This is a genomic window from Pantoea sp. 1.19 (assembly GCF_001922585.1).
GTDB lineage: Bacteria > Pseudomonadota > Gammaproteobacteria > Enterobacterales > Enterobacteriaceae > 1-19.
Genome location: NZ_MRBS01000006.1, coordinates 93,154 through 115,080 on the forward strand (window position 1 = coordinate 93,154; position 21,927 = coordinate 115,080).

At 61.0% G+C, this 21,927-nt stretch carries 18 protein-coding genes and 1 other RNA gene; 15 read left to right on the forward strand and 4 right to left on the reverse strand.

The annotated features are described in order from the left end of the window. The first annotated feature begins 57 nt into the window (after positions 1–57). The 3 genes from katG to BS626_RS12285 all read left to right on the forward strand — a co-directional run bounded on the left by katG (position 58) and on the right by BS626_RS12285 (position 5,427). Positions 58–2,238: a catalase/peroxidase HPI gene (gene katG / locus BS626_RS12275; RefSeq protein WP_075182695.1), complete on the forward strand. Its 2,181-nt coding sequence runs from the start codon at positions 58–60 to the stop codon at positions 2,236–2,238. A gap of 207 nt (positions 2,239–2,445) precedes the next feature. Continuing rightward, entirely contained in the window at positions 2,446–4,350 is a 1,905-nt protein-coding gene (locus tag BS626_RS12280; RefSeq protein WP_075182814.1) for a glucose PTS transporter subunit IIA, read from the forward strand. A 57-nt stretch (positions 4,351–4,407) separates the two neighbouring features. Further along, complete coding sequence (locus tag BS626_RS12285; protein WP_075182696.1) at positions 4,408–5,427, forward strand: LacI family DNA-binding transcriptional regulator; 1,020 nt, start codon at positions 4,408–4,410, stop codon at positions 5,425–5,427. A gap of 45 nt (positions 5,428–5,472) precedes the next feature. On the opposite strand, the gene rnpB is transcribed toward BS626_RS12285, so the two are convergent. Both rnpB and BS626_RS12295 read right to left on the reverse strand, forming a co-directional pair. Continuing rightward, an RNA gene (gene rnpB / locus BS626_RS12290) (RNase P RNA component class A) lies at positions 5,473–5,849 on the reverse strand. 230 nt (positions 5,850–6,079) lie between these two features. Next, entirely contained in the window at positions 6,080–6,883 is an 804-nt protein-coding gene (locus BS626_RS12295; protein ID WP_075182697.1) for a DeoR family transcriptional regulator, read from the reverse strand. 251 nt (positions 6,884–7,134) lie between these two features. Here BS626_RS12295 and kbaZ point away from each other — a divergent pair, with 251 nt between their 5' ends. From kbaZ to BS626_RS12335, 8 genes are all read left to right on the forward strand, one after another. Continuing rightward, on the forward strand, positions 7,135–8,430 hold the full coding sequence (gene kbaZ, locus BS626_RS12300) for a tagatose-bisphosphate aldolase subunit KbaZ (RefSeq protein WP_075182698.1): 1,296 nt from the start codon (positions 7,135–7,137) through the stop codon (positions 8,428–8,430). A gap of 19 nt (positions 8,431–8,449) precedes the next feature. Continuing rightward, on the forward strand, positions 8,450–8,923 hold the full coding sequence (gene agaV, locus BS626_RS12305) for a PTS N-acetylgalactosamine transporter subunit IIB (protein WP_075182699.1): 474 nt from the start codon (positions 8,450–8,452) through the stop codon (positions 8,921–8,923). Between the two features lie 10 nt (positions 8,924–8,933). After that, positions 8,934–9,713, forward strand: coding sequence for a PTS N-acetylgalactosamine transporter subunit IIC (agaW, locus tag BS626_RS12310; RefSeq protein ID WP_075182700.1), 780 nt, complete (start codon positions 8,934–8,936; stop codon positions 9,711–9,713). Next, positions 9,703–10,581, forward strand: coding sequence for a PTS N-acetylgalactosamine transporter subunit IID (gene agaE / locus BS626_RS12315; protein WP_075182701.1), 879 nt, complete (start codon positions 9,703–9,705; stop codon positions 10,579–10,581). Before agaW ends, agaE begins: the two co-directional genes overlap by 11 nt. A gap of 16 nt (positions 10,582–10,597) precedes the next feature. After that, positions 10,598–11,032 carry a PTS galactosamine/N-acetylgalactosamine transporter subunit IIA gene (gene agaF / locus BS626_RS12320; protein ID WP_075182702.1) on the forward strand — a complete coding sequence of 145 codons (435 nt, stop codon included), beginning with the start codon at positions 10,598–10,600 and terminating at the stop codon, positions 11,030–11,032. Between the two features lie 505 nt (positions 11,033–11,537). Then, positions 11,538–12,686 carry an SIS domain-containing protein gene (locus BS626_RS12325; protein WP_075182703.1) on the forward strand — a complete coding sequence of 383 codons (1,149 nt, stop codon included), beginning with the start codon at positions 11,538–11,540 and terminating at the stop codon, positions 12,684–12,686. A 12-nt stretch (positions 12,687–12,698) separates the two neighbouring features. Further along, positions 12,699–13,571 carry a tagatose-bisphosphate aldolase subunit KbaY gene (gene kbaY, locus BS626_RS12330; RefSeq protein WP_075182704.1) on the forward strand — a complete coding sequence of 291 codons (873 nt, stop codon included), beginning with the start codon at positions 12,699–12,701 and terminating at the stop codon, positions 13,569–13,571. Positions 13,572–13,588: 17 nt separating this feature from the next. Continuing rightward, positions 13,589–15,478, forward strand: coding sequence for an enterotoxin (locus BS626_RS12335; protein WP_075182705.1), 1,890 nt, complete (start codon positions 13,589–13,591; stop codon positions 15,476–15,478). Positions 15,479–15,528: 50 nt separating this feature from the next. Here BS626_RS12335 and rsmI read toward each other — a convergent pair whose 3' ends face one another. Continuing rightward, positions 15,529–16,392, reverse strand: a complete 864-nt coding sequence (rsmI, locus tag BS626_RS12340; RefSeq protein ID WP_075182706.1) for a 16S rRNA (cytidine(1402)-2'-O)-methyltransferase — start codon at positions 16,390–16,392, stop codon at positions 15,529–15,531. A gap of 62 nt (positions 16,393–16,454) precedes the next feature. On the opposite strand from rsmI, the gene BS626_RS12345 reads away from it, so the two are divergent. The 4 genes from BS626_RS12345 to dolP are packed head-to-tail and all read left to right on the forward strand — an operon-like array spanning position 16,455 to position 19,951. Next, on the forward strand, positions 16,455–18,413 hold the full coding sequence (locus BS626_RS12345; RefSeq protein WP_075182707.1) for a penicillin-binding protein activator: 1,959 nt from the start codon (positions 16,455–16,457) through the stop codon (positions 18,411–18,413). Then, a complete protein-coding gene (locus tag BS626_RS12350; RefSeq protein WP_075182708.1) occupies positions 18,371–18,766 on the forward strand; it encodes a YraN family protein in 396 nt (131 codons plus the stop codon). Before BS626_RS12345 ends, BS626_RS12350 begins: the two co-directional genes overlap by 43 nt. An 11-nt stretch (positions 18,767–18,777) precedes the next feature. Next, positions 18,778–19,368 carry a DnaA initiator-associating protein DiaA gene (diaA, locus tag BS626_RS12355; protein WP_075182709.1) on the forward strand — a complete coding sequence of 197 codons (591 nt, stop codon included), beginning with the start codon at positions 18,778–18,780 and terminating at the stop codon, positions 19,366–19,368. 10 nt (positions 19,369–19,378) lie between these two features. Beyond that, positions 19,379–19,951 carry a division/outer membrane stress-associated lipid-binding lipoprotein gene (gene dolP, locus BS626_RS12360; protein ID WP_075182710.1) on the forward strand — a complete coding sequence of 191 codons (573 nt, stop codon included), beginning with the start codon at positions 19,379–19,381 and terminating at the stop codon, positions 19,949–19,951. Between the two features lie 39 nt (positions 19,952–19,990). Here the strand turns inward: dolP and BS626_RS12365 are convergent, their stop codons facing one another. Next, the gene (locus BS626_RS12365; protein ID WP_075182711.1) at positions 19,991–21,901 is read right to left on the reverse strand and encodes a transcription antiterminator; all 1,911 of its coding nucleotides are present in this window, start codon (positions 21,899–21,901) and stop codon (positions 19,991–19,993) included. Positions 21,902–21,927: the final 26 nt, after the last annotated feature.

A 21,927-nucleotide genomic window follows, 5' to 3' on the forward strand; every position in this document is an offset into this window, starting at 1 on the left:
TCTCCGCTGCCCGGGCGGTTTTACTCTAGGGAGAATTTTTGCAGAGGGAGTAAAATGATGAGCACGTCAGATAACACCGAACGCGGCGGCGGCGCCGGGAAGTGCCCGTTTCATCAGGGCGGCCGCGATCCCAGCGCCGGTGCCGGCACCGGCAACCGCGACTGGTGGCCAACACAGCTGCGCACCGACCTTCTCAATCAACATTCCAACCGATCCAATCCGCTCGGCGAAGCATTCGACTATCGTCAGGCCTTTAGCCAGCTGGATTATGCTGCGCTGAAGGGCGATCTGAAGGCGCTGCTTACCGACTCGCAGCCCTGGTGGCCCGCGGACTGGGGCAACTATGCCGGGCTGTTTATTCGCCTCGCCTGGCACAGTGCGGGCACTTACCGTTCTGCCGACGGGCGCGGCGGTGCCGGACGCGGCCAGCAGCGCTTTTCGCCGCTGAACGCCTGGCCGGATAACGTCAGTCTGGACAAAGCGCGGCGGCTGCTGTGGCCAATTAAGCAGAAATATGGCCAGGCGATCTCCTGGGCCGATCTCTACGTGCTGGCGGGCAACGTGGCGCTGGAAAACGCCGGCTTCCGCACCTTTGGCTTTGGCGCCGGGCGCGAAGACGTCTGGGAGCCCGACCTGGACGTTAACTGGGGGGATGAGCAGACATGGCTGGCGCACCGCCACCCCGAATCGCTGGCCAACGGCGCGCTGGGCGCGACGGAAATGGGGCTGATCTACGTTAACCCTGAAGGCCCTGAGCACAGCGGCGACCCGCGCTCCGCCGCCGCCGCGATTCGCGCCACGTTTGGCAATATGGGCATGAACGACGAAGAGACGGTCGCGCTGATTGCCGGTGGCCACACCCTGGGGAAAACCCACGGCGCGGCGGCAGCCAGCTACGTCGGTGACGATCCGGAAGCCGCGCCGCTGGAGGCGCAGGGCTTTGGCTGGGCCAGCCGCTACGGCAGCGGCACGGGCGCCGATGCAATCACCTCCGGACTGGAAGTGATCTGGAGCCAGACGCCAACCCAGTGGAGCAACTACTTTTTCGAGAACCTGTTCAACTATGAGTGGGTGCAGACCCGCAGCCCGGCTGGTGCTATCCAGTTTGAAGCGGTCGACGCGCCGGCATCCATCCCGGATCCGTTTGATGCCAATAAAAAGCGCAAGCCGACGATGCTGGTTACCGATCTGACGCTGCGCTTTGATCCCGAATTCGAACAGATCTCCCGCCGCTTCCTGAACGATCCGCAGGCGTTCAATGAAGCCTTTGCCCGCGCCTGGTTCAAGCTGACCCACCGCGACATGGGGCCAAAATCGCGCTACCTCGGACCGGAAGTCCCGCAGGAAGATCTGATTTGGCAGGATCCGTTACCCGCGGCGAATGACCACCCCGACGACGCGGATATCGCCCGCCTGAAAGTGGAGATTGCGCAGTGCGGGCTGAGCGTTAGCCAGCTGGTGTCGGTCGCCTGGGCATCGGCATCCACATTCCGCGGCGGCGATAAGCGCGGGGGAGCCAACGGCGGTCGGCTGGCGCTGGCGCCGCAGCGCGACTGGGCGGTTAATGCCCGGGCGACGGCGGCGCTGCCTACGCTGGAAGCTATCCAGCAGCGTAACCCGCGCGTCTCGCTGGCGGACATTCTCGTGCTGGCCGGCGGCGTCGGTATTGAGCTGGCGGCACAGCAGGCCGGCGTAATGCTGACCGTCCCCTTCACGCCGGGCCGGGTGGATGCCAAACAGGCAGACACCGATGAGGCACTGTTTGAACTGCTGAAGCCGGTGGCCGACGGATTTCGCAACTACCGCGCGGCGCCTGGGCGCGCCAGCACCGAAGCGTTGCTGATCGACAAGGCGCAGCAGCTCACCCTCACCGCGCCGGAAATGACGGTGCTGATCGGTGGCCTGCGCGTGCTGGGCGTGAATGCCGATGACGGCGCAGAAGGGGTACTGACCGATCGCCCGGGCGTGCTGAGCAGCGATTTCTTCGTAAATCTGCTGGACATGCGTACCGCCTGGCACGCCAGCGACGACACCTCAGAACACTTTGAGGGACGGGATCGTCAAAGCGGTGAGCCGCGCTGGACCGCCTCCCGCGCCGATCTGGTCTTTGGCTCCAATGCCGTGCTGCGCGCCCTGGCAGAGGTCTATGCCAGCCGTGACGGACAGCAGAAATTCATCACGGATTTTGTCGCCGCCTGGGTGAAAGTGATGAACCTCGATCGTTTCGATCTGCGCTGATCGCTGCCCGCATTGTCCAGCGGCTCCCCGATGGGAGCCGTTTTTTTTCTTCTTCTGCCGCCCGCGGTGATGCCGATCACACAATCCGCTACGGACAGGCGTCAAGTGTGGCGCATCACACACTCTGTACTGTAACCGGTTGCAGTAAATTGAAACCGGTTACAGAGTGCAGGATAACTGGCGTGATACGACGGAGAAGGGATGACGATGAACACGGTAAGAGATTATTCACGGTTGGCGGCCGACATTCTCAGCGAGGTGGGTGGTCAGGAAAACCTGGTGAATTTTTCACGCTGCGCTACCCGGCTGCGGCTGGTGCTGAAAACCCTGCCCCCGGACGCGGAAGCGCGGGTGAAAGCCCTGACCGGGGTGATCACCGTGGTGATCGGCGGCGGCCAGTTTCAGGTGGTGATCGGTACCCACGTTGCCGACGTGTATGACGCCTTCGCCGGGCTGGTGGACAGCAGCACACTGCATGACGGGCCGGAAAAAAAACGCTGGCTGGATGCGGTGATTGCCACCATGTCGGCGGTGTTCGCGCCGATCATTTACATACTGGCCGCCGCCGGGATCCTGCAGGGACTGCTGATTCTGCTGCGGCTGTTCTGGCCGACGCTCTCCGCCAGCAGTACCGTCGCGGTGCTGAATTTTATTTCCTGGACGCCGTTCGCCTTTCTGCCGGTATTTATTGCTGTTACCGCGGCGAAGCACTTTAAATGTAATCCATTTATCGCGCTGTTCTGCTGCTGCGCGCTGATCAACCCGGAATGGGCGGTGCTGGCCGGTCAAATTGCTAACGGCGCGCGCCTGACCTTCCTGCATCTGCCGCTGGCGGAAACGGTGTATACCTCCTCAGTGCTGCCGCCGCTGTTTCTGGTCTGGCTGCTCGCCTGGCTGGAACGCGGCGTCAGCCGCCGCCTGCCGGAAGTGGTCTCGCCGCTGTTCACTCCGCTGATCTGCGCGGTGGTGATGGTGCCGCTGACCCTGCTGCTGATTGGGCCGCTGACCTCCGGCCTGGCCACCACCGTCGCCGCCGGTTATAACAGCCTGTTCGCCGCCGCGCCGCCGCTGGCCGCCGCCGTGATTGGCGGTTTCTGGCAAATCCTGGTTATCTTTGGCGTCCACTGGGGCATCACGCCGGTGATCATTGCCAACTTCGATCTTTACGGCCGCGACTCTTTTCAGGCTTTTCAAACCATGGCGGTAATGGGGCAAATGGCCGCCGCCTTCGCCTGCGCCTGGCGCACGCGGCAGAAGCGTTTTCGCACCGTGGCGCTCTCTGCCGGCATCACCGGCATCTTTGGCATCACCGAGCCGGCCATTTACGGCGTCACGCTGCGGTTAAAAAAACCCTTTATCTGCGGCTGCATCGGCGCCGCGGCGGGAGCGGTGGTCGCCAGCCTGTTTGGCAGCTATTACTACGCTTATGCCGGCCTGCCGGGTTTGCTGACCGTGGTTAACGCCATCAGCCCGGAGAACCCCGCCTCCTTTATGGGTGAAATCAGCGGCGCGGCGGTCACCGTGGTGCTTACTTTTGCGCTGGTATGGCTGGTCGCATTTAAGGAACCGCAGCTGAACGATGAGCCCGCCGCCGCGCTCCCGTCGGCCCCCTCAACCACTCCGCCCCCCTCCGCTACGCCGGCCGCCGGCCCGGCGCTGAGCCTGAACAGCCCACTAAGCGGGCGGCTGATGCCGCTGACGCAGGTTCAGGACCCGGCCTTTGCCAGCGGCGCGCTGGGAGAGGGGGTGGCGATTCTGCCCGATGACGGGGAGGTGGTCGCCCCCTGCGACGCGGAGGTTGCCTCGGTGATCGACACCGGCCACGCCGTGGGCCTGCTGTGCGATAACGGCGCGGAGCTGCTGATCCACGTCGGTCTGGACACGGTGAAACTACAGGGGCAATTTTTCACCCCGCAGGTCAGCATCGGCGAGCGGGTTCGGGCGGGGCAACCACTGATACGCTTCGATCGCGAGCAGGTACTGGCGGCAGGCTACGATATCACCACGCCGTTCCTTATCGTGAACAGTGACGATTTTACCGTGCGACCGCTGCAGGCGGAGGGACCGGTTCACGTAGGAATGCCGGTACTCTCACTGGCGCCGCTCTGCTAGAGTACAAGGCTACCGCGGGCCGTCGTGGTCGCAATCGGTAACAGTGAAGGAGTCAATATGGTCACCATGCTGGACGTGGCGCGCAGCGCTGGCGTCTCCAAAGCCACGGTATCGCGGGTACTGAACGGGCGCAACGTGGTGGCCGATGCGGTCCGGGAGCGGGTACTGCAGGCCATCGCGGAAACGGGCTATCGCCCCAACCTGCTGGCGCGCCAGATGGCGACGCAAAAAACCAGCCTGATCGGTTTGGTGATGAGCAGCGAACTGTATGACGGCCCGTGGTTCGCCTCCATGATGTCCGGCGCCGCCACGCGGATCAATCAGTCGCAGCATCAGCTGATCTTTGCCGACAGTAAATACAGCGCGGACGAGGAGCGCGAAGCGATCGATTATCTGCTGCGCATGCGCTGTGCCGGGGTGGTTATCTACCCCGAATATCTGTCGGTTGATGAGCTGGACCGGCTGGCGGCGTCTTCGCCGGTTCCGGTCTGCGTACTCAATCGCCGCCTGCCGCGCCACCCGGCAAACAGCGTCTGGATCGATCACGCCCACGCGGGTCAGGCGATGATGGCCTATCTGCTCGAGCAGGGACATCGACAGATTGCTTTTATCGCCGGTAAGGCCCACTCGTGGAGCAACGGCTTTCGCGAAGCGGCCTGGCGCCGCGCACTGGTTCAGCACGGCGTGGATCCCGATGCGCGGCGGGCGCAGGGTGACTGGACGATGGACAGCGGCTACCGCGCAATGCAGCAGTTGCTGGCCGAGCCGACGCCGTTTAGCGCTGTGCTGGCGGCCAATGATGATATGGCCGCCGGGGCGCTGCGCGCGCTGGCGGAGGCCGGGCTGCAGGTACCCGCAGATCTGTCCGTGGCCGGATTTGATGATGCCAAAATGGGGCGCTATCTCACCCCGGCGCTGACCACGCTGCACGTTCCGGTCGTGGAAATGGTCGAACAGGCCATCGCCCAGCTGCTGGGCGAAGCGGAAGCAGGACAGGCGGCGCTGCGCGGCGCGCTGGTTGTGCGCGAGTCCGTGGGTCCCCCCGGGCGCGGGGGTCATCCGAGCGCGCACCGTTAGCCGCCCGGAAAGCAATAACCCCGCCGTGGCGGGGTTATCAGAAGAAGGTGAAGCTGACCGATAAGCCGGGTTCTGTCGTGGACAGTCATTCATCTAGGCCAGCAATCGCTCACTGGCTCAAGCAGCCTACCCGGGTTCAGTACGGGCCGTACCTGATGAACCCCTATTTGGCCTTGCTCCGGGTGGAGTTTACCGTGCCGCGGACTGTTACCAGCCGCGCGGTGCGCTCTTACCGCACCCTTTCACCCTTACCTGATCCCGCTTGCGCGGGCCATCGGCGGTTTGCTCTCTGTTGCACTGGTCGTGGGTTTCCCCCCCAGGCGTTACCTGGCACCCTGCCCTGTGGAGCCCGGACTTTCCTCCCCTCCGCCCGTCTCCCCCAAGAGGGACGACGACGAAGCGGCGACTGTCTGGTCAGCTTCGGCGCGGAGTATAGAGGGTTTAGCCGCCGCTGTCACCCTCAGGCGGAGGCAAAACGTTTTTGCGCGCCACGACCGCCTGATTCACCCGCTTCAAAACGCTGCCCGCGCCGGCGCTGTCGGGATATACGCCGGCGCCGGTGGCCGGCGTGCCTGTCAGCAGAGTGAAAAGCCATGCCGGGCCCTCCCCCCTCTCCGCTGGAGAGCGCGTGGATGAGGAGGAACAGCCCCTTTTACACCAGCACGACATCAACCCCGTTTTTCCGTAATCCTTCCAGACTCTCGGCGGGAATGCCTTCGTCGACAATAATCATATCAATCCTCTGTGTATCAATGATTTTGTGCAGGCTTGAGCAGTTAAATTTGCTGGCGTCAGTCACGACAATGATGCGCTCTGCCACTTCGCACATTTTGCGATTCAAACGGGCTTCATCTTCGTTGTGCGTGCTTACCCCCCGGTCGAGATCGATGGCATCGACGCCCAGAAACAGCAGATCAAAATGGTAATTCTGTAGCGACCGTTCCGCCTGTTCTCCGTAGAAGGATTGCGACTGGCGACGCAAATGCCCGCCGGTCATCAGCAATTCCACCCCTTCCGCTTCCAGTAAGGCATTTGCCACATTCATCCCGTTGGTCATCGCAATCACGTCCGCGTGCTGGCGCAGCATTCGGGCGATTTCAAACGTCGTGGTGCCGGAGTCCAGAATAATACGGTGGCCGGGCTTGACCAGCGCGGCGGCGGCCTGCGCGATTTTGCGCTTTATCGCCGTATTCAGCGAACTTTTATCCTCGACGGAAGGCTCTACGCCCGGCATATTCCCTTCGCACAGCAATGCCCCGCCGTAAGCACGAACGGCAATCCCCTGCTTCTCAAGAAAGGCCAAGTCGTTGCGGATGGTCACCGTCGATACGCCGTACCGATGAGACAGATCGTTGACCTGCACGCTTCCCTGCGCCCGCAGCCGCTGGATGATCTGCTCTCGCCTCTCACTGGTACCGGTGATGCGCTTCTCCGCAGAGGGATCGATGCCGCTCATACGCACTCCTTGATAAGTCTGCTTTCGTTTCATTTCGTTTTGACTATTAAGGGCTTTCCTTTACGGGAATGCAAGCCCTGTATGATGACTCTGCACAAGCTGACACGGTGCTGAAACCTTTCATGACATTCCTTTTGTGAAACAGATCGGAAATCCATCATCTTTCGTTTCATTTTTAAACCATCCTGGCGCAGGATAATATGAAATAAAACGAAAGATATATTCCATCATCATCCCATACGGAGAGGAAAGTGAAACATCTGACAGACATGGTGGACCAGCATAAACGCGGGCATTCAAACGGAATTTATGCCGTCTGTTCCGCCCATCCGCTGGTACTGGAAGCGGCAATTCGTCACGCACATGCGCAGCGGTCACCGCTGCTGGTCGAGGCCACCTCCAACCAGGTGGATCAGTTTGGCGGCTATACCGGCATGACGCCTGCAGATTTTCACAGGTTTGTCTGCCAGCTGGCGGCGTCTTTGGGTTTTCCAGCGTCACAACTGATCTTCGGCGGCGATCATCTGGGCCCTAACCGCTGGCAACATTTACCGGCGGAACAGGCGATGGCCCATGCCGACGCGCTGATAACAAGCTACGTGTCTGCCGGCTTCAAAAAGATTCACCTCGACTGCAGCATGTCCTGCAAGGGCGACCCGGTGCCGCTGACCGACGCCATCGTCGCCGGGCGCGCGGCGCGCCTGGCAAGGATTGCCGAGGCAACCTGTCGCGAACAATGGGGCGTCGCCGATCTGGTCTACGTTATCGGCACCGAAGTACCGGTGCCCGGTGGCGCACACGACGCGCTCATCGAGCTTGCGGTCACCGCGCCAGACGCGGCTCGCGCAACGCTTGAAGCGCATCGTTATGCACTGGCACAAGAAGGCCTGAACGCTATCTGGCCGCGCATCATTGGCCTGGTGGTTCAGCCTGGCGTAGAGTTCGACCACGCGCACGTCTGCGACTACCAGCCACACAAGGCTGTCGCGCTGAAAGAGACGATCGCAGGGTACGAGACGCTGGTATTCGAAGCGCACTCTACCGATTACCAGACGCCGCAGGCGCTGCGCCAGCTGGTGAACGATCACTTCGCTATCTTAAAAGTCGGCCCGGCTCTGACCTTTGCCCTGCGCGAAGCGTTGTTCTCACTGGCCGCCATTGAAGAGGAGCTGCTGCCGGCGAAAGCCAGCTCTGGTCTGCGTCACGTACTGGAGGACGTGATGCGCGATCGCCCGGAATACTGGCAAAGCCACTACCGCGGCGACGGCAATGCTCAACGGCTGGCCCGCGGCTACAGCTACTCCGATCGCGTACGCTATTACTGGCCGGACAGCCAGATTGATGATGCCTGTGAACGACTGGTGCGTAATCTGGCAAACGATCCCATTCCACTGCCGCTGATCAGCCAGTATCTGCCGATGCAATACAGCAACGTTCGCGCGGGCGCGCTTAAGCCCACTCCGCGGGAACTCATCATTGACCATATTCAGGACATACTCCGGCAGTACCATACCGCCTGCGCAGGCGTAACGACTCAGCGCGCCTAATTAAAATGAGGAAAACACTATGCCAAACATTGTCTTATGCCGCATTGATGAGCGCCTGATCCATGGTCAGGTCGGGGTGCAGTGGGTGGGATTTGCGGGGGCAAACCTGGTGCTGGTGGCGAATGATGCGGTGGCGGAAAATCCGGTTCAACAACACCTGATGGAAATGGTGCTGGCGGAGGGGATCGCCGTGCGCTTCTGGTCGCTGCAAAAAGTGATCGACAACATTCACCGCGCCGCCGACCGCCAGAAAATTCTGCTGGTCTGCCAATCTCCCGCCGATTTTGTAACGCTGGTCGCCGGCGGAGTCCCCATTTCCCGCATTAACGTCGGAAATATGCACTATGCCAGTGGCAAACGGCACATTGCCAAAACGGTCTCTGTCGACGCGGACGATATCACGGCGTTCAACCGCCTGAAAGCCGCCGGAGTGGAATGCTTTATTCAGGGCGTGCCCACCGAGACGGCTTTAGATCTCTTTAAACGGCTTTGAGGGATGCACAATGGAAATCAGCCTGTTGCAAGCATTCGCCCTGGGGCTTCTCGCCCTAATCGCGGGCCTGGATATGTTTAACGGTTTAACACACCTGCACCGTCCCGTGGTACTTGGGCCGCTGGTTGGCCTGATTCTGGGCGATCTGCATACCGGAATACTGACGGGGGGTACGTTAGAGCTGGTCTGGATGGGGCTGGCACCGCTGGCAGGAGCGCAGCCGCCAAACGTGATTATCGGTACGGTTGTCGGCACCGCATTCGCCATCCGTACGGGTGTGAAGCCAGAGGTGGCGGTTGGCGTCGCCGTGCCGTTTGCCGTGGCGGTTCAGATGGGGATCACCTTCCTGTTCTCGGTGATGTCCGGGGTGATGTCCCGCTGCGACCGCATGGCGGCGAATGCCGATACACGCGGCATCGAACGGATTAACTATCTGGCCCTGCTGGCGCTGGGCCTCTTCTACTTCCTGTGTGCTTTTCTGCCGATTTACTTTGGGGCGGAGCATGCGAAAGCCGCCATGGATGTTCTGCCGAAGCGCCTGATAGACGGCCTCGGCGTTGCGGGCGGCATCATGCCAGCCATTGGCTTCGCCGTGCTGCTGAAGATCATGATGAAAAACGTCTACATCCCTTATTTCATCATCGGCTTTGTCGCGGCGGCCTGGCTCACACTCCCGGTGCTGGCGATAGCGGCGGCGGCGCTGGCCATGGCGCTGATCGACCTGATGCGTCAATCACCTGAAGCGACGGCGCCCGCCGCCCACAAGGAGGAATTTGAAGATGGCATCTAATCAACCCACGCTGCCTGACATAGCGGAACATGAAGCGACGCTGCTCACCGGCGTGAATGCAAACGTTTATGAAGACCAGACCACTGGCGCAGCGCTGACGAAAAGAGACATTAACCGCATCGCCTGGCGCTCCATGCTGCTGCAAGCCTCGTTCAACTACGAACGCATGCAGGCCTCTGGCTGGCTGTATGGGCTGCTACCCGCGTTGAAAAAGATCCACACCAACAAGCGGGACCTGGCGCGCGCCATGACAGGTCATATGGGTTTCTTTAATACCCATCCGTTCCTGGTCACCTTTGTCATCGGCATCATCCTGGCGATGGAGCGCTCCAAGCAGGATGTTAACAGCATTCAGAGCACGAAGATTGCCGTCGGTGCCCCACTCGGCGGTATCGGTGACGCCATGTTCTGGCTGACCCTGCTGCCCATCTGCGGCGGCATTGGCGCCAGCCTGGCGCTACAGGGATCCATACTCGGTGCCGTGGTCTTTATCGTGCTGTTTAACGTGGTGCACCTCGGCCTGCGCTTTGGTCTGGCCCACTACGCCTACCGAATGGGCGTTGCGGCCATTCCGCTGATTAAGGCCAACACCAAAAAGGTCGGCCATGCGGCCTCCGTCGTTGGGATGACGGTGATCGGCGCGCTGGTGGCAACCTATGTTCGCCTCAGTACCCCGCTCGACATCAAAGCCGGGGATGCGGTCGTTAAACTGCAAACCGACGTGATCGACAAGCTGATGCCTGCCTTTCTGCCGCTGGCGTATACCCTGACCATGTTCTGGCTGGTACGCCGCGGCTGGAGCCCGCTGCGGCTGATCGGTCTCACCGTGGCGCTGGGCGTTGTCGGTAAATTCTGTCACTTCCTGTAAACGCAAAGAGGTTACCATGTTGGGCATTATCTTGACGGGTCACGGCGGTTTTGCCAGCGGGCTTGAGCAAGCGATGAAGCAGATCCTCGGCGAGCAGCCGCAGTTTATCGCCATCGATTTTCCGGAAACCGCCACCACGGCCGGGCTGACTGCGCAGCTTGATCAGGCGATGAACGAACTCGACGCGCAGCACGATATTGTGTTTCTCACCGACTTGCTGGGCGGTACGCCATTTCGCGTGGCGTCGACGCTTGCCATGCAAAGGCCGGGCAGCGAAGTGTTAACCGGCACCAACCTCCAGCTTCTGCTGGAGATGGTGCTGGAACGTGACGGATTGAGCAGTAAAGCGTTTCGTCTGCAGGCGCTGGAGTGCGGCCACCGCGGTCTGACCAGCCTGGTGGATGAACTGGAGCGCGGTCGCGAGCAGACTCCCGCTGAGGAAGGAATATAGCCCGCTGCGGCGCGTGACGGGAGCTTTCCGGTCGGGGCGGGCGAGCGCCCGCTACGAACTGAAATGGCGTAATTGCGGCGAGTGAACCTGTCCCGGCGGGCGTGACGCCGCGCGAGGCGGGAGCCGCTGTGCCCGGCGTTGATCGATAACCACTTCACGCCGGCGCGGAGGCGGAGGTGATGGAAGAGGCGTCCGATCTGCCGGACGCGGGCTTACACCGCCAGCAGATCCGGATTCAGGGTCAGACCCGCCCTCTGCAACGCATTTAGGGGCTTGCCCGTTGGCCTCACGCAACGCGCGGGTAAAAACCCACCTTCCCTTTCTTTCTTTTTTGCTTTCCTTACGCGATCACACTTTTCATTTTATTTCCTGATGCGCGTTGAAGTTTCGATGTCTTTTCTATAGATTTTATTTCATTGCTAATGCGACAAATTGAAATGAAACGAAAGATGGCGATGCGTTTACCCGCGTCTGATGTGGAATTCACGCGACTAAGGACTGAGTTATGCCACACACCCCTCTTGCCGCCGCAACCGGCACCTGGACCGAGGAGGAGATCCGCCAGCAGCCCGCCAGCTGGATCCGCTCGCTCAACAACATCAATAAGCTGCGCTCCTCGATTGACCGTTTCCTGGCGCCGCTGCTGCGCAAACAGGATCTGCAGATCGTGCTAACCGGCGCGGGCACGTCCGCGTTTATAGGCGACATCATTGCGCCATGGCTGGCAAGCCACAGCGGGAAAAATATCTCCGCCGTGCCAACAACCGATCTGGTCACCAACCCGATGGATTACTTCCGCCCGGCACATCCGCTGCTGCTGGTTTCGTTTGCCCGTTCCGGTAACAGCCCGGAAAGCGTGGCTGCGGTAGAGCTGGCCAATCAGTTCGTGCCGGAGTGCTACCACCTGTCGATCACCTGTAACGAGGCGGGGAGCCTGTACCAGAACGCCATCAATAGCGATAACGCTTATGCCCTGCTGATGCCTGCCGAAACGCACGATCGCGGCTTCGCGATGACCAGCAGCATCACCACCATGATGGCGAGCTGCCTGGCGGTATTCGCCCCGGAGACGTTCGACAGCCACACCTTTCGCAACGTGGCCGAACGCTGTCAGGCGATCCTCGCCTCCCTCGGCGATTTTAGCCCCGGCGTCTTTGGCAACGCACCGTGGAAACGGATCGTGTATCTGGGGAGCGGCGGCCTGCAGGGCGCGGCACGTGAATCGGCGCTGAAGGTACTGGAGCTGACGGCGGGCAAGCTGGCAGCATTTTATGATTCTGCAACGGGCTTCCGCCACGGACCGAAATCGCTGGTCAATGACGAAACGCTGGTGGTGATGTTTATCTCCAGCCATCCGTATACGCGTCAGTACGATCTCGATCTGCTGGCGGAACTGCGCCGCGAAAGTCAGGCCCTGCGTATCGTTGCCATCGCCGCTGAAAACGATCCGGTCATTGCCGCGGGTCCGCATATTCTGCTGCCGCCCTCCCGGCCGTTTATCGATATGGAACAGGCGTTCTGCTTTCTGATGTATGCCCAGGTCTTTGCCCTCACACAGTCGCTTCGCGTAGGCAATACGCCCGATACCCCCTCCGCCAGTGGAGCGGTCAATCGGGTGGTGCAGGGCGTGGTTATTCATCCGTGGCAGGCTTAACAGGAGCTGACGATGAGTATTATCTCGACGAAATACCTTTTGCAGGACGCGCAGGCTAATGGCTACGCGGTACCGGCGTTCAACATCCACAACGCTGAGACGATCCAGGCTATCCTCGAAGCCTGTAGCGAAATGCGATCGCCGGTTATCCTGGCGGGCACGCCGGGCACCTTTAAACACATTGCGCTGGAAGAGATTTACGCCCTGTGCAGCGCCTACTCGTTAACCTACGACATGCCGCTGGCGCTGCATCTCGATCACCACGCATCCCTCGACGATATTCGTCGCAAGGTCAACGCTGGCGTACGTAGCGCGATGATCGACGGCAGCCACTATCCGTTCGAACAAAACGTGAAGCTGGTGAAATCGGTGGTCGATTTTTGCCACCACAACGACTGCAGCGTCGAAGCCGAGCTGGGTCGCCTCGGCGGCGTGGAAGATGACATGAGCGTCGACGCCGGCAGCGCGTTTCTCACCGATCCGCAGGAAGCGAAACGCTTTGTCGAACTGACCGGCGTCGACAGCCTCGCCGTCGCCATCGGCACCGCACATGGCCTGTATCCCCAACGCCCGAAAATCGACTTCCAGCGGCTGGCCGAGATCCGCGAGGTGGTCACCGTGCCGCTGGTGCTGCACGGCACGAGCGATGTCCCGGATGAGGATGTTCGCCGCACCATTGCGCTGGGCGTGTGCAAAGTCAACGTGGCCACCGAGCTGAAAATTGCCTTTTCTGACGCGGTGAAAGCCTGGTTTGCCGACAACCCGCAGGGCAACGATCCGCGCTGCTATATGCGGGTGGGTATGGACGCCATGAAAGAGGTGGTCAGAAGCAAAATCACCGTTTGCGGCTCGGCAAACCGCTTGCGGCTTCCGGCTGAAGCCTGATTAAGGGGTTTATCCTGATGAAAAAAATCCTCACGCTCTCCATGCTTGCCCTGTGCATTTCCCCTGCCGCGGTGGCCGAGAACGCTACCCTCAGTAACGACAATATTGCCCTGTCATTTGATGATGCGGACTCAACGGTCGTGGTTAAGGACACCCGAGCTACCCCTTCGCTCACGCCGCAGGAGCTGTTTTTTCTGACGCTGCCGGACGAGCGCAACATCCACGCCGCTGATTTCAACATCACGCATGTTGACAAACAGGACGGCAGGATAGTTATCGATTTCACCCATCCGGAGTTTAACGTGACGGTGAAGCTGAACCTGGTGAAGGGTAAATACGCCAGCATCGACTACACGCTAGCCGCCGTTGGTCAGCCCCGGGATGTGGCTAAAATCACCTTCTTTCCCACCAAAAAGCAGGCTCAGGCACCTTACGTTGACGGAGCGATCATCAGCTCCCCCATCGTCGCAGATACGTTCTTTATTCTGCCGGATAAACCCATCGTTAACACCTACGCCTATGAAGGAACGACCAACCTCAACGTGGAGCTGAAAACGCCGGTTCAGCCGGCAACGCCGATCGGCTATACCCTGTACTTCGGCACCTTCCCGGAGGCCAGCCAACTGCGCCGCAGCGTAAATCAGTTTATTAATGCCGTGCGTCCGCGCCCGTATAAACCTTATCTGCACTACAACAGCTGGATGGATATTGGCTTCTTTACGCCCTACTCCGAGCAGGACGTGCTGGAGCGGATGGATGAATGGAATAAGGCATTCATCAGCGGACGCGGCGTGCCGCTGGACGCCTTCCTGCTGGACGATGGCTGGGACGACCTTACCGGACGCTGGCTGTTCGGCACGGCTTTCCGCAACGGTTTTGGCAACGTACGGAAAAAAGCCGACAGCCTGCACAGTTCGGTCGGACTGTGGCTCTCACCGTGGGGAGGGTACAACAAGCCGCGCGACGTTCGCGTCTCGCAGGCAAAAAACTATGGGTTCGAAACCGTCGACGGGAAGCTGGCGCTGTCAGGCCCGCACTATTTTAACAACTTTAATGAGCAGATCGTTAAGCTCATCAACAACGAGCACATTAGCTCGTTCAAGCTGGACGGAATGGGGAACGCTAACGCGCATATGCAAGGCAGCCCGTTCGCCTCCGATTTTGACGCCTCCATCGCGCTGCTGCATAACATGCGCAGCGCTAACCCGCATCTGTTTATTAACCTGACGACCGGTACCAACGCCAGCCCGTCCTGGCTGTTCTATGCGGATGCCATCTGGCGTCAGGGGGATGACATCAACCTGTATGGCCCCGGCACGCCGGTACAGCGATGGATGACCTACCGCGATGCCGAAACGTACCGATCGATAGTGCGTAAAGGACCGCTGTTCCCGCTGAATTCGCTGATGTTGCACGGCATTGTCAGCGCGGAGAACGCCTATTACGGACTGGAGAAAGTGCAAACGGACAGCGATTTTGCCGATCAGGTGTGGAGCTACTTTGCCACCGGCACCCAGCTGCAGGAGCTGTACGTTACCCCTTCCATGCTGAACGAGGCGAAGTGGGATACGCTGGCGCAGGCCGCGAAGTGGTCCCGTGATAACGCCAGCGTGCTGCTGGATACCCACTGGATAGGCGGCGACCCCACCGCACTTCAGGTTTACGGCTGGGCATCCTGGAGCAAGGACAAAGCCATTTTCGGCTTGCGTAACCCGTCGGATAAGCCGCAAAGCTACTATCTGGATCTCGCCAGAGATTTAGAGATCCCGGCCGGCAGCACGACGCAATTCGGTTTGCAAGCGGTGTACGGCAGTAACGATAGCGTACCGGATACGTACAAAAATGCGGTGGTGATTACCCTTAAGCCGCTGGAAACGCTGGTATTTGAAACAACGCCGGTTAAGTAAAAGTACGCAGCCGGGTTAGGCGCCTCCCGGCAATAACAGGTCGCAGGGGCTTACTCCCCCTGCTGCTCCAGCGCGTACTTATACAGCGCGTTCTTCTTCACCCCATGGATCTCTGCTGCCAGCGCCGCCGCGCGCTTAAGCGGCAGTTCCGCCTGCAGCAGCGCCAGCGTGCGCAGCGCTTCCGGCGGCAGCGCCTCATCCTGCTGGCTGGCGCCCTCAACAATGAGCACCATCTCGCCTTTACGGCGGTTTTCATCCTCCCGCACCCAAGCCAGCAGCTCCCCGACTGGCGCACCGTGAAGGCTTTCCCAGGTTTTGGTCAGCTCCCGCGCCAGCACCACATAGCGCGATGCCCCCCAGACGCTGACCATATCCTGCAGGCTGTCCAGCAGGCGATGGGTGGACTCATAAAAAATCAGCGTGCGCGGTTCGTTTTCCAGCGCCCGCAGGACGTCGCAGCGGCCTTTACTTTTGGCCGGAAGAAACCCTTCGTAACAAAAACGATCGGAGGGCAGCCCGGCGGCGCTGAGGGCGGCGATCGCGGCGCAGGGGCCGGGCAGCGGGACCACGCGAATGCCTGCCTCGCGGCAGCGGCGCACCAGATGATAGCCGGGATCGTTAATCAGCGGCGTCCCCGCGTCGGAGACCAGCGCGATGCTGTCGCCGGCCTGCAGCCTCGCTAACAGCACCTCGGCTTTCTGCTGTTCATTGTGATCGTGAAGGGCGAACAGCCGCGCATGGATGGCGAAATGTTGTAGCAACAGGCCGGTATGACGTGTATCTTCCGCAGCGACCAGATCGACGCCCTCCAGCACCGACAAGGCGCGCTGGGTGATATCGCCCAGATTGCCTATCGGAGTGGGAACGATATAGAGCGTGCTGGCAGAAATCTCCGCCCGATCGTGTTGTTTCATTGTTTGATCCGCATTGCCGATTTAATATTGAGCATCTTGAAAAAAACATCACTGGATACAGTATGCTTCCTTCATCAGTCGTTGTTACCAAAGCAGGACGCCGTTTGCCCCTGCTGTTGGCCGCTATTCTTTTCGCCGGCTGTACCGGCACCGGCACCCGGACGTCGCCCGTTGACATTCAGGGCGCGGCGTCCAGGTCATCCGATTATTACCTGCAGCAGCTGCAGCAAAGCGCAGATGATAACAAGGCTGACTGGCAATTACTTGCCATTCGTGCACTGCTGAACGAAGGAAAGACTGATGCCGCCAAAGCCCAGCTGGATGCCCTGCCCGGCCAGCTGAATGCGCCGCAAAGCCGCGAACGTGACCTGCTGGTCGCCCAGCTGCTGCTGGCGCAAAATGCCGCCCGGCAGGCGCAGGCGCAGCTGAAGGAGATCGATGTGGCCCTGCTGTCTGACGCGCAAAAAGCGCGCTACTACCAGCTGCAAATCACCGCGCTGCAGGGGCAGCCTTCGCTGGCGCTGCTGCGGGCGCTGATAGCACAAGAGCCGCTGCTGACCGGGGAGGCGCATCAGAAAAATATCGATACCACCTGGCAAACCCTGACCCAGCTGACGCCGGCGCAGCTGCAAAGCCTGGTGATTAACGCCGATGAAAATACCCTGCAGGGCTGGCTGGATCTGCTGAACGTGTACAGCACTCAACGTAGCGACGCGGATCGTTTAAAAACCGCCATCAGCGACTGGCAGACTCGCTACCCGCAGAATCCGGGGGCGAAAACCCTGCCCTCGGCCCTCGATCAGTTACAGAACATGCAGCCGGCCTCGACCGGGCGCATTGCGCTGCTGCTGCCGCTGAACGGTCAGGCACAAAATTTTGGTAAAGCCATCCAACAGGGCTTTAACGACGCCAAAAACGGCCTGCTCAGCGCCCCGGAAACCACGCCGGCCAGCGAATCCGCCCCGGCGAGCGAGGCTGATGCGGTAGTGAGTCCCTCGGCCGAAGCGACTCCGGCCGCGGCGCCTGCTCCCGCACCGACCCCGGCCGCCAGCAGCGCGGAGATCCGCGTGTATGATTCCAGCGCGCAGCCGATCGATCAGCTACTGGCGCAGGCCCAGCGCGACGGTGCCACCCTGGTGGTCGGCCCGCTGTTGAAAAATCAAGTGGACGGCGTTGCCGCCAGCCAGACGCCGCTGAACGTGCTGGCGCTGAACACGCCGGCGCACATGCAGAACCATCCGAATCTTTGCTATTTTGCGCTGTCTCCTGAAGACGAAGCGCGCGATGCAGCGCAACATATGTGGGACCAGGGTAAACGCAGCCCGCTGCTGCTGCTGCCGCGCAACGACCTTGGCGATCGCGTCGCCAGCGCCTTTGCCGGCAAGTGGAGCGAGCTGGGCGGCAGCACCGTGCTGCAGCAGCGCTTCGGCTCTACCGGCGAACTGAAGCAAAACATTAACAGCGGCGCCGGTATTAGCCTGAGCGGTACGCCGGTGGCGGCACCGCCGCCGCAGAGCATTGCCATTGCCGGCCTGAGCATTCCGGCCCCGCAGAGTGAGCCGACCGCCAGCAGCACCGGCGGCGGGCTTGATAGCGCTTATATTGTGGCGACCCAGTCGGAGCTGGCGCTGATTAAACCGATGATCACCATGCGCGCGGGCAGCCGCAGCAACGTGGCGCTGTATGCCAGCTCGCGCAGTGCGCAGGCCGGCGCCGGTCCGGACTTCCGTCTGGAGATGGAAGGGATTCAGTACAGCGATATCCCACTGCTCAGCGGCGGTAATCCGGCGCTGATGCAGCAGGTGGCGGGCCAGTTTAACCACGACTATTCGCTGGTGCGCCTGTACGCCATGGGCGCCGATGCCTGGCAGTTGGCCAGCCATTTTAGCGAGGTACGTCAGCTGCCGGGTTATCAGCTGAAGGGCGAAACCGGCACGCTCACTACCGATCAAAACTGCATGATTAACAGGAAGTTATCATGGAACCAGTATCAACAGGGACAGATCGTTCCGGTCAACTAGACCGCCGGGCGCTGGGCGAGGCGCATGAACGCCTCGCCCGCTGCTACCTGGAGCGGCAGGGACTGCGCTTTATTGCCGCCAACGTCGCGTGCCGCGGCGGCGAAGTGGATTTAGTGATGCGCGACGCGCAGGGTTGGATCTTTGTGGAAGTTCGCTTCCGCCGCAGCGCCCGATACGGCGACGCCGCCGCCAGTGTTACTCGCCGCAAGCAGCGACGGGTGATCAACGCCGCCACGCACTGGCTGCTGAGTCAGCAGCGCGATCTCCACGCGGAGGCCTGTCGCTTTGACGTGGTGGCCATCACCGGGGACCAGATTAGCTGGTTTCCCGATGCCTTTAATGCAGGAGTCTAAGCGAGTCTATCGTGCAGGAAAGAATCAAAGTCTGTTTTACCGAGAGCATCCAGACCCAGATTGCAGCCGCTGAGGCGCTGCCGGATGCCATTTCCCGTGCCGCCATGACCATGGTGCAGTCACTGCTGAACGGCAATAAAATCCTGTGCTGCGGTAATGGCACCTCGGCGGCCAACGCGCAGCACTTCGCCGCCAGCATGATCAACCGGTTTGAGACCGAGCGTCCGAGCCTGCCCGCCATTGCGCTCAGCGCCGACAGCATTTTGCTGACGGCGATCGGTAACGATCGGCTGCATGATGAAATTTATGCAAAGCAGGTCCGGGCACTGGGCCATAACGGCGATGTCCTGCTGGCCATTTCCACCCGCGGCAACAGCCGCGAGATTGTGAAAGCGGTTGAAGCGGCCGTGACCCGCGACATGAATATTATCGCCCTGACCGGCCACGACGGCGGTGAGCTGGCAGGACTGCTCGGTCCACAGGACGTGGAAATTCGCATCCCCTCTCACCGCAGCGCGCGCATCCAGGAGATGCATATGCTGACCGTCAACTGCCTGTGCGATTTAATCGACAATACGCTTTTTCCTCACCAGGATGACTAAAGGAGAACCGATGAAGGGCTTATCCGCTATCGCCGTACTGAGTGCGGCACTGTTACTGCAGGGCTGCGTGGCCGCCGTCGTCGGCAGCGCCGCCGTGGCCACCAAGACCGCCACCGATCCCCGCACCGTCGGCACCCAGGTTGACGACGGCACGCTGGAACTGCGCGTCAGCAACGCGCTGGCAAAGGACAACCAGATTAAAACCGACGCGCGGGTGATTGCCACCGCGTATCAGGGCAAAGTGCTGCTCACCGGCCAGACGCCAAATAGCGAACTGGCGCAGCGGGCGAAGCAGATTGCGATGGGCGTGGAGGGTGCCACCGAGGTGTATAACGAGATCCGCCAGGGACCAAAGGCCACCTTTGGTACCACCTCATCGGATGCGTGGATCACCACCAAAGTGCGCTCGCAGCTGTTGGGCAGCGATCAGGTCAAATCCTCCAGCGTGAAGGTCACCACCGAAAACGGCGAGGTGTTCCTGATGGGCCTGGTGACCGATGCTGAGGGCAAAGCGGCGGCCGATATCGCCAGCCGGGTCAGCGGCGTGAAACACGTGACCACCGCGTTTACACCGGTGAAATAACCGCCGATACCGGGGCCTTCGCGCCCCGGTCTTTCGCGGCTACGGCCGCTGCAGACAGGCGCGGGCGACGCGCATAAAGTGGCTAAAGTCGCGGCAGTCGCGCAGGCGGGCGGTGGCCCGCTCGCGTAAAAACGTGACGAACAGCTCGTAGATCCCCATCGCCTCTTCATAATCCCGCTTGCTGATCGCCAGCAGAAAAATCACCGAGGCACGCCCGTCGCCCCAGACCATCCCCTGCGGCACCAGTACCGTATAGACCACGGTTTTATGCGCCTTCAGCCCCAGCGCGTGCGGCAGGGCAATGCCCTCCCCGAGCAGCGTGCTGACGATCGCTTCCCGCTCCTCCACCGACGCGTAAAAATCGTCTTCCACGTGGCCCTCTTCGCGCAGCTGCTGACACAGCTGTGCGAACAGCGCGCGGCGTGAGATCGGCGGGTCGATGACGCGAAAATGGGCCGCATCAAAATATTTTTCCAGCAGCGAGGGGCGGGTGCGATCCACCAGCACCAGCTTGCCGATCTGCTCCAGCTGATAGGCGGTCGGGAAAGGCGCGATCACCACCACCGGCCGCGCCGTCTCCGCCAGGCGAACGGTGGAGACAATAAAATCTTCCTCACCCGGCTGGCGCTCGTCGTAGTCACGCTGTGACAGCACTGCGGCAATCTCCAGCTGCGGATAGTGGCGCCGCAGTGTGGCTTCAATCAGGCGCGCGGTTGAGGTGCCGGCATCGCACACCAGCAGCCCCCGCGGCCGGCGCTGATAACCGACCTGATAGTGACGCTCCAGCCCGACGCCGATGTGCAGTACCAGAAACCCGATTTCATCTTCACTGATCTGCCACGGGGCGTATTTGCTCCAGTCAGAGACTGCCGCAAGGGTAACGTCCCAGGCCATCGGATAATGCTGCTTGATGTTCGCCAGCAGCGGATTGGGCATCGCTATCTGATAACGTACCCGGGTAATCATGGTTTTCACGTGGGTGAGCAGATCGGCGCGCAGCTGCGCATCGCGGCGCAAATCGTAGCGAAAGTGCTGGTTGATGTAATTGAGCAGCCGGCTCACCAGCGCATCACCGTCGTCAGCATTGATATCGCTGGCGGCCAGTCCGGCACTGCGGCGCGCGGCAATATTTATCCCCAGCAGCCGCGTTTCGCTGCGCGCCAGCGGCCTGTCCAGCCAGCGCTGCAGCTGCGCGACGATTGCCGCGGCGGCCCGCTGCACGTCCGGGGCCATCTCTTCGACACTGAACTCCCCAAGTGGGTACCCTTCGCTCAGACGATAACGCGTCACAGCGACATAGTGGCTTAGCCAGCCGGCACTTTCATCGCTGACGCGGATCTGATGCTCTTTGAGCACCTGTCGAAGCAGCGCGGCGGCCGGTAATATGTCCAGCCCGGGGAGCGCTGGCTGACCCGGCAGCACAGGCTCACCGTCGTGCGAGCCGTTCTGGCACAGTAAATCGACCAGGCAGTGGCGGATCGCCCTCTCACAGCCAAACAGCTTCATGCCATAGCGCGGACGGGTTTCGATGCTAAGTTGATAGCGAGCCGCCCAGTCGCGCACGTCCGCCATATCCCCCTGCAGCGTGGTGCGGCTGATAAACCATTCGTCGGCGATCGCTTCCAGCTTGAGCGCGTAAGCGACGGTAAGGAAGCGTGCCAGCAGCGCCCGGACGCGCTCACGGCTGCTGCGCGGCACCCGCAGCGGCACCGGCGCTACCGCCAACAGCTGCTGATAGCGCGCGTCATCGGTCACGCTTAGCCGGTAGCCTGCACCGCGCACCAACACCAGCTGTACGCCCCGGTCGATCAGCAGGGCGTTCAGGGCGGTGATGTCGGTGCGTACCGTCCGGGTGGAGACGGCAAAGCGCCGCGCCAGCTCGTCCTGCGGTAGCGTTTCACTTTGCAGGGCGCGGAATACCCGCGCCAGACGGGGATGGGGAAATCTCACGGCGGGCCTCGTCGCAGTCAGACAGG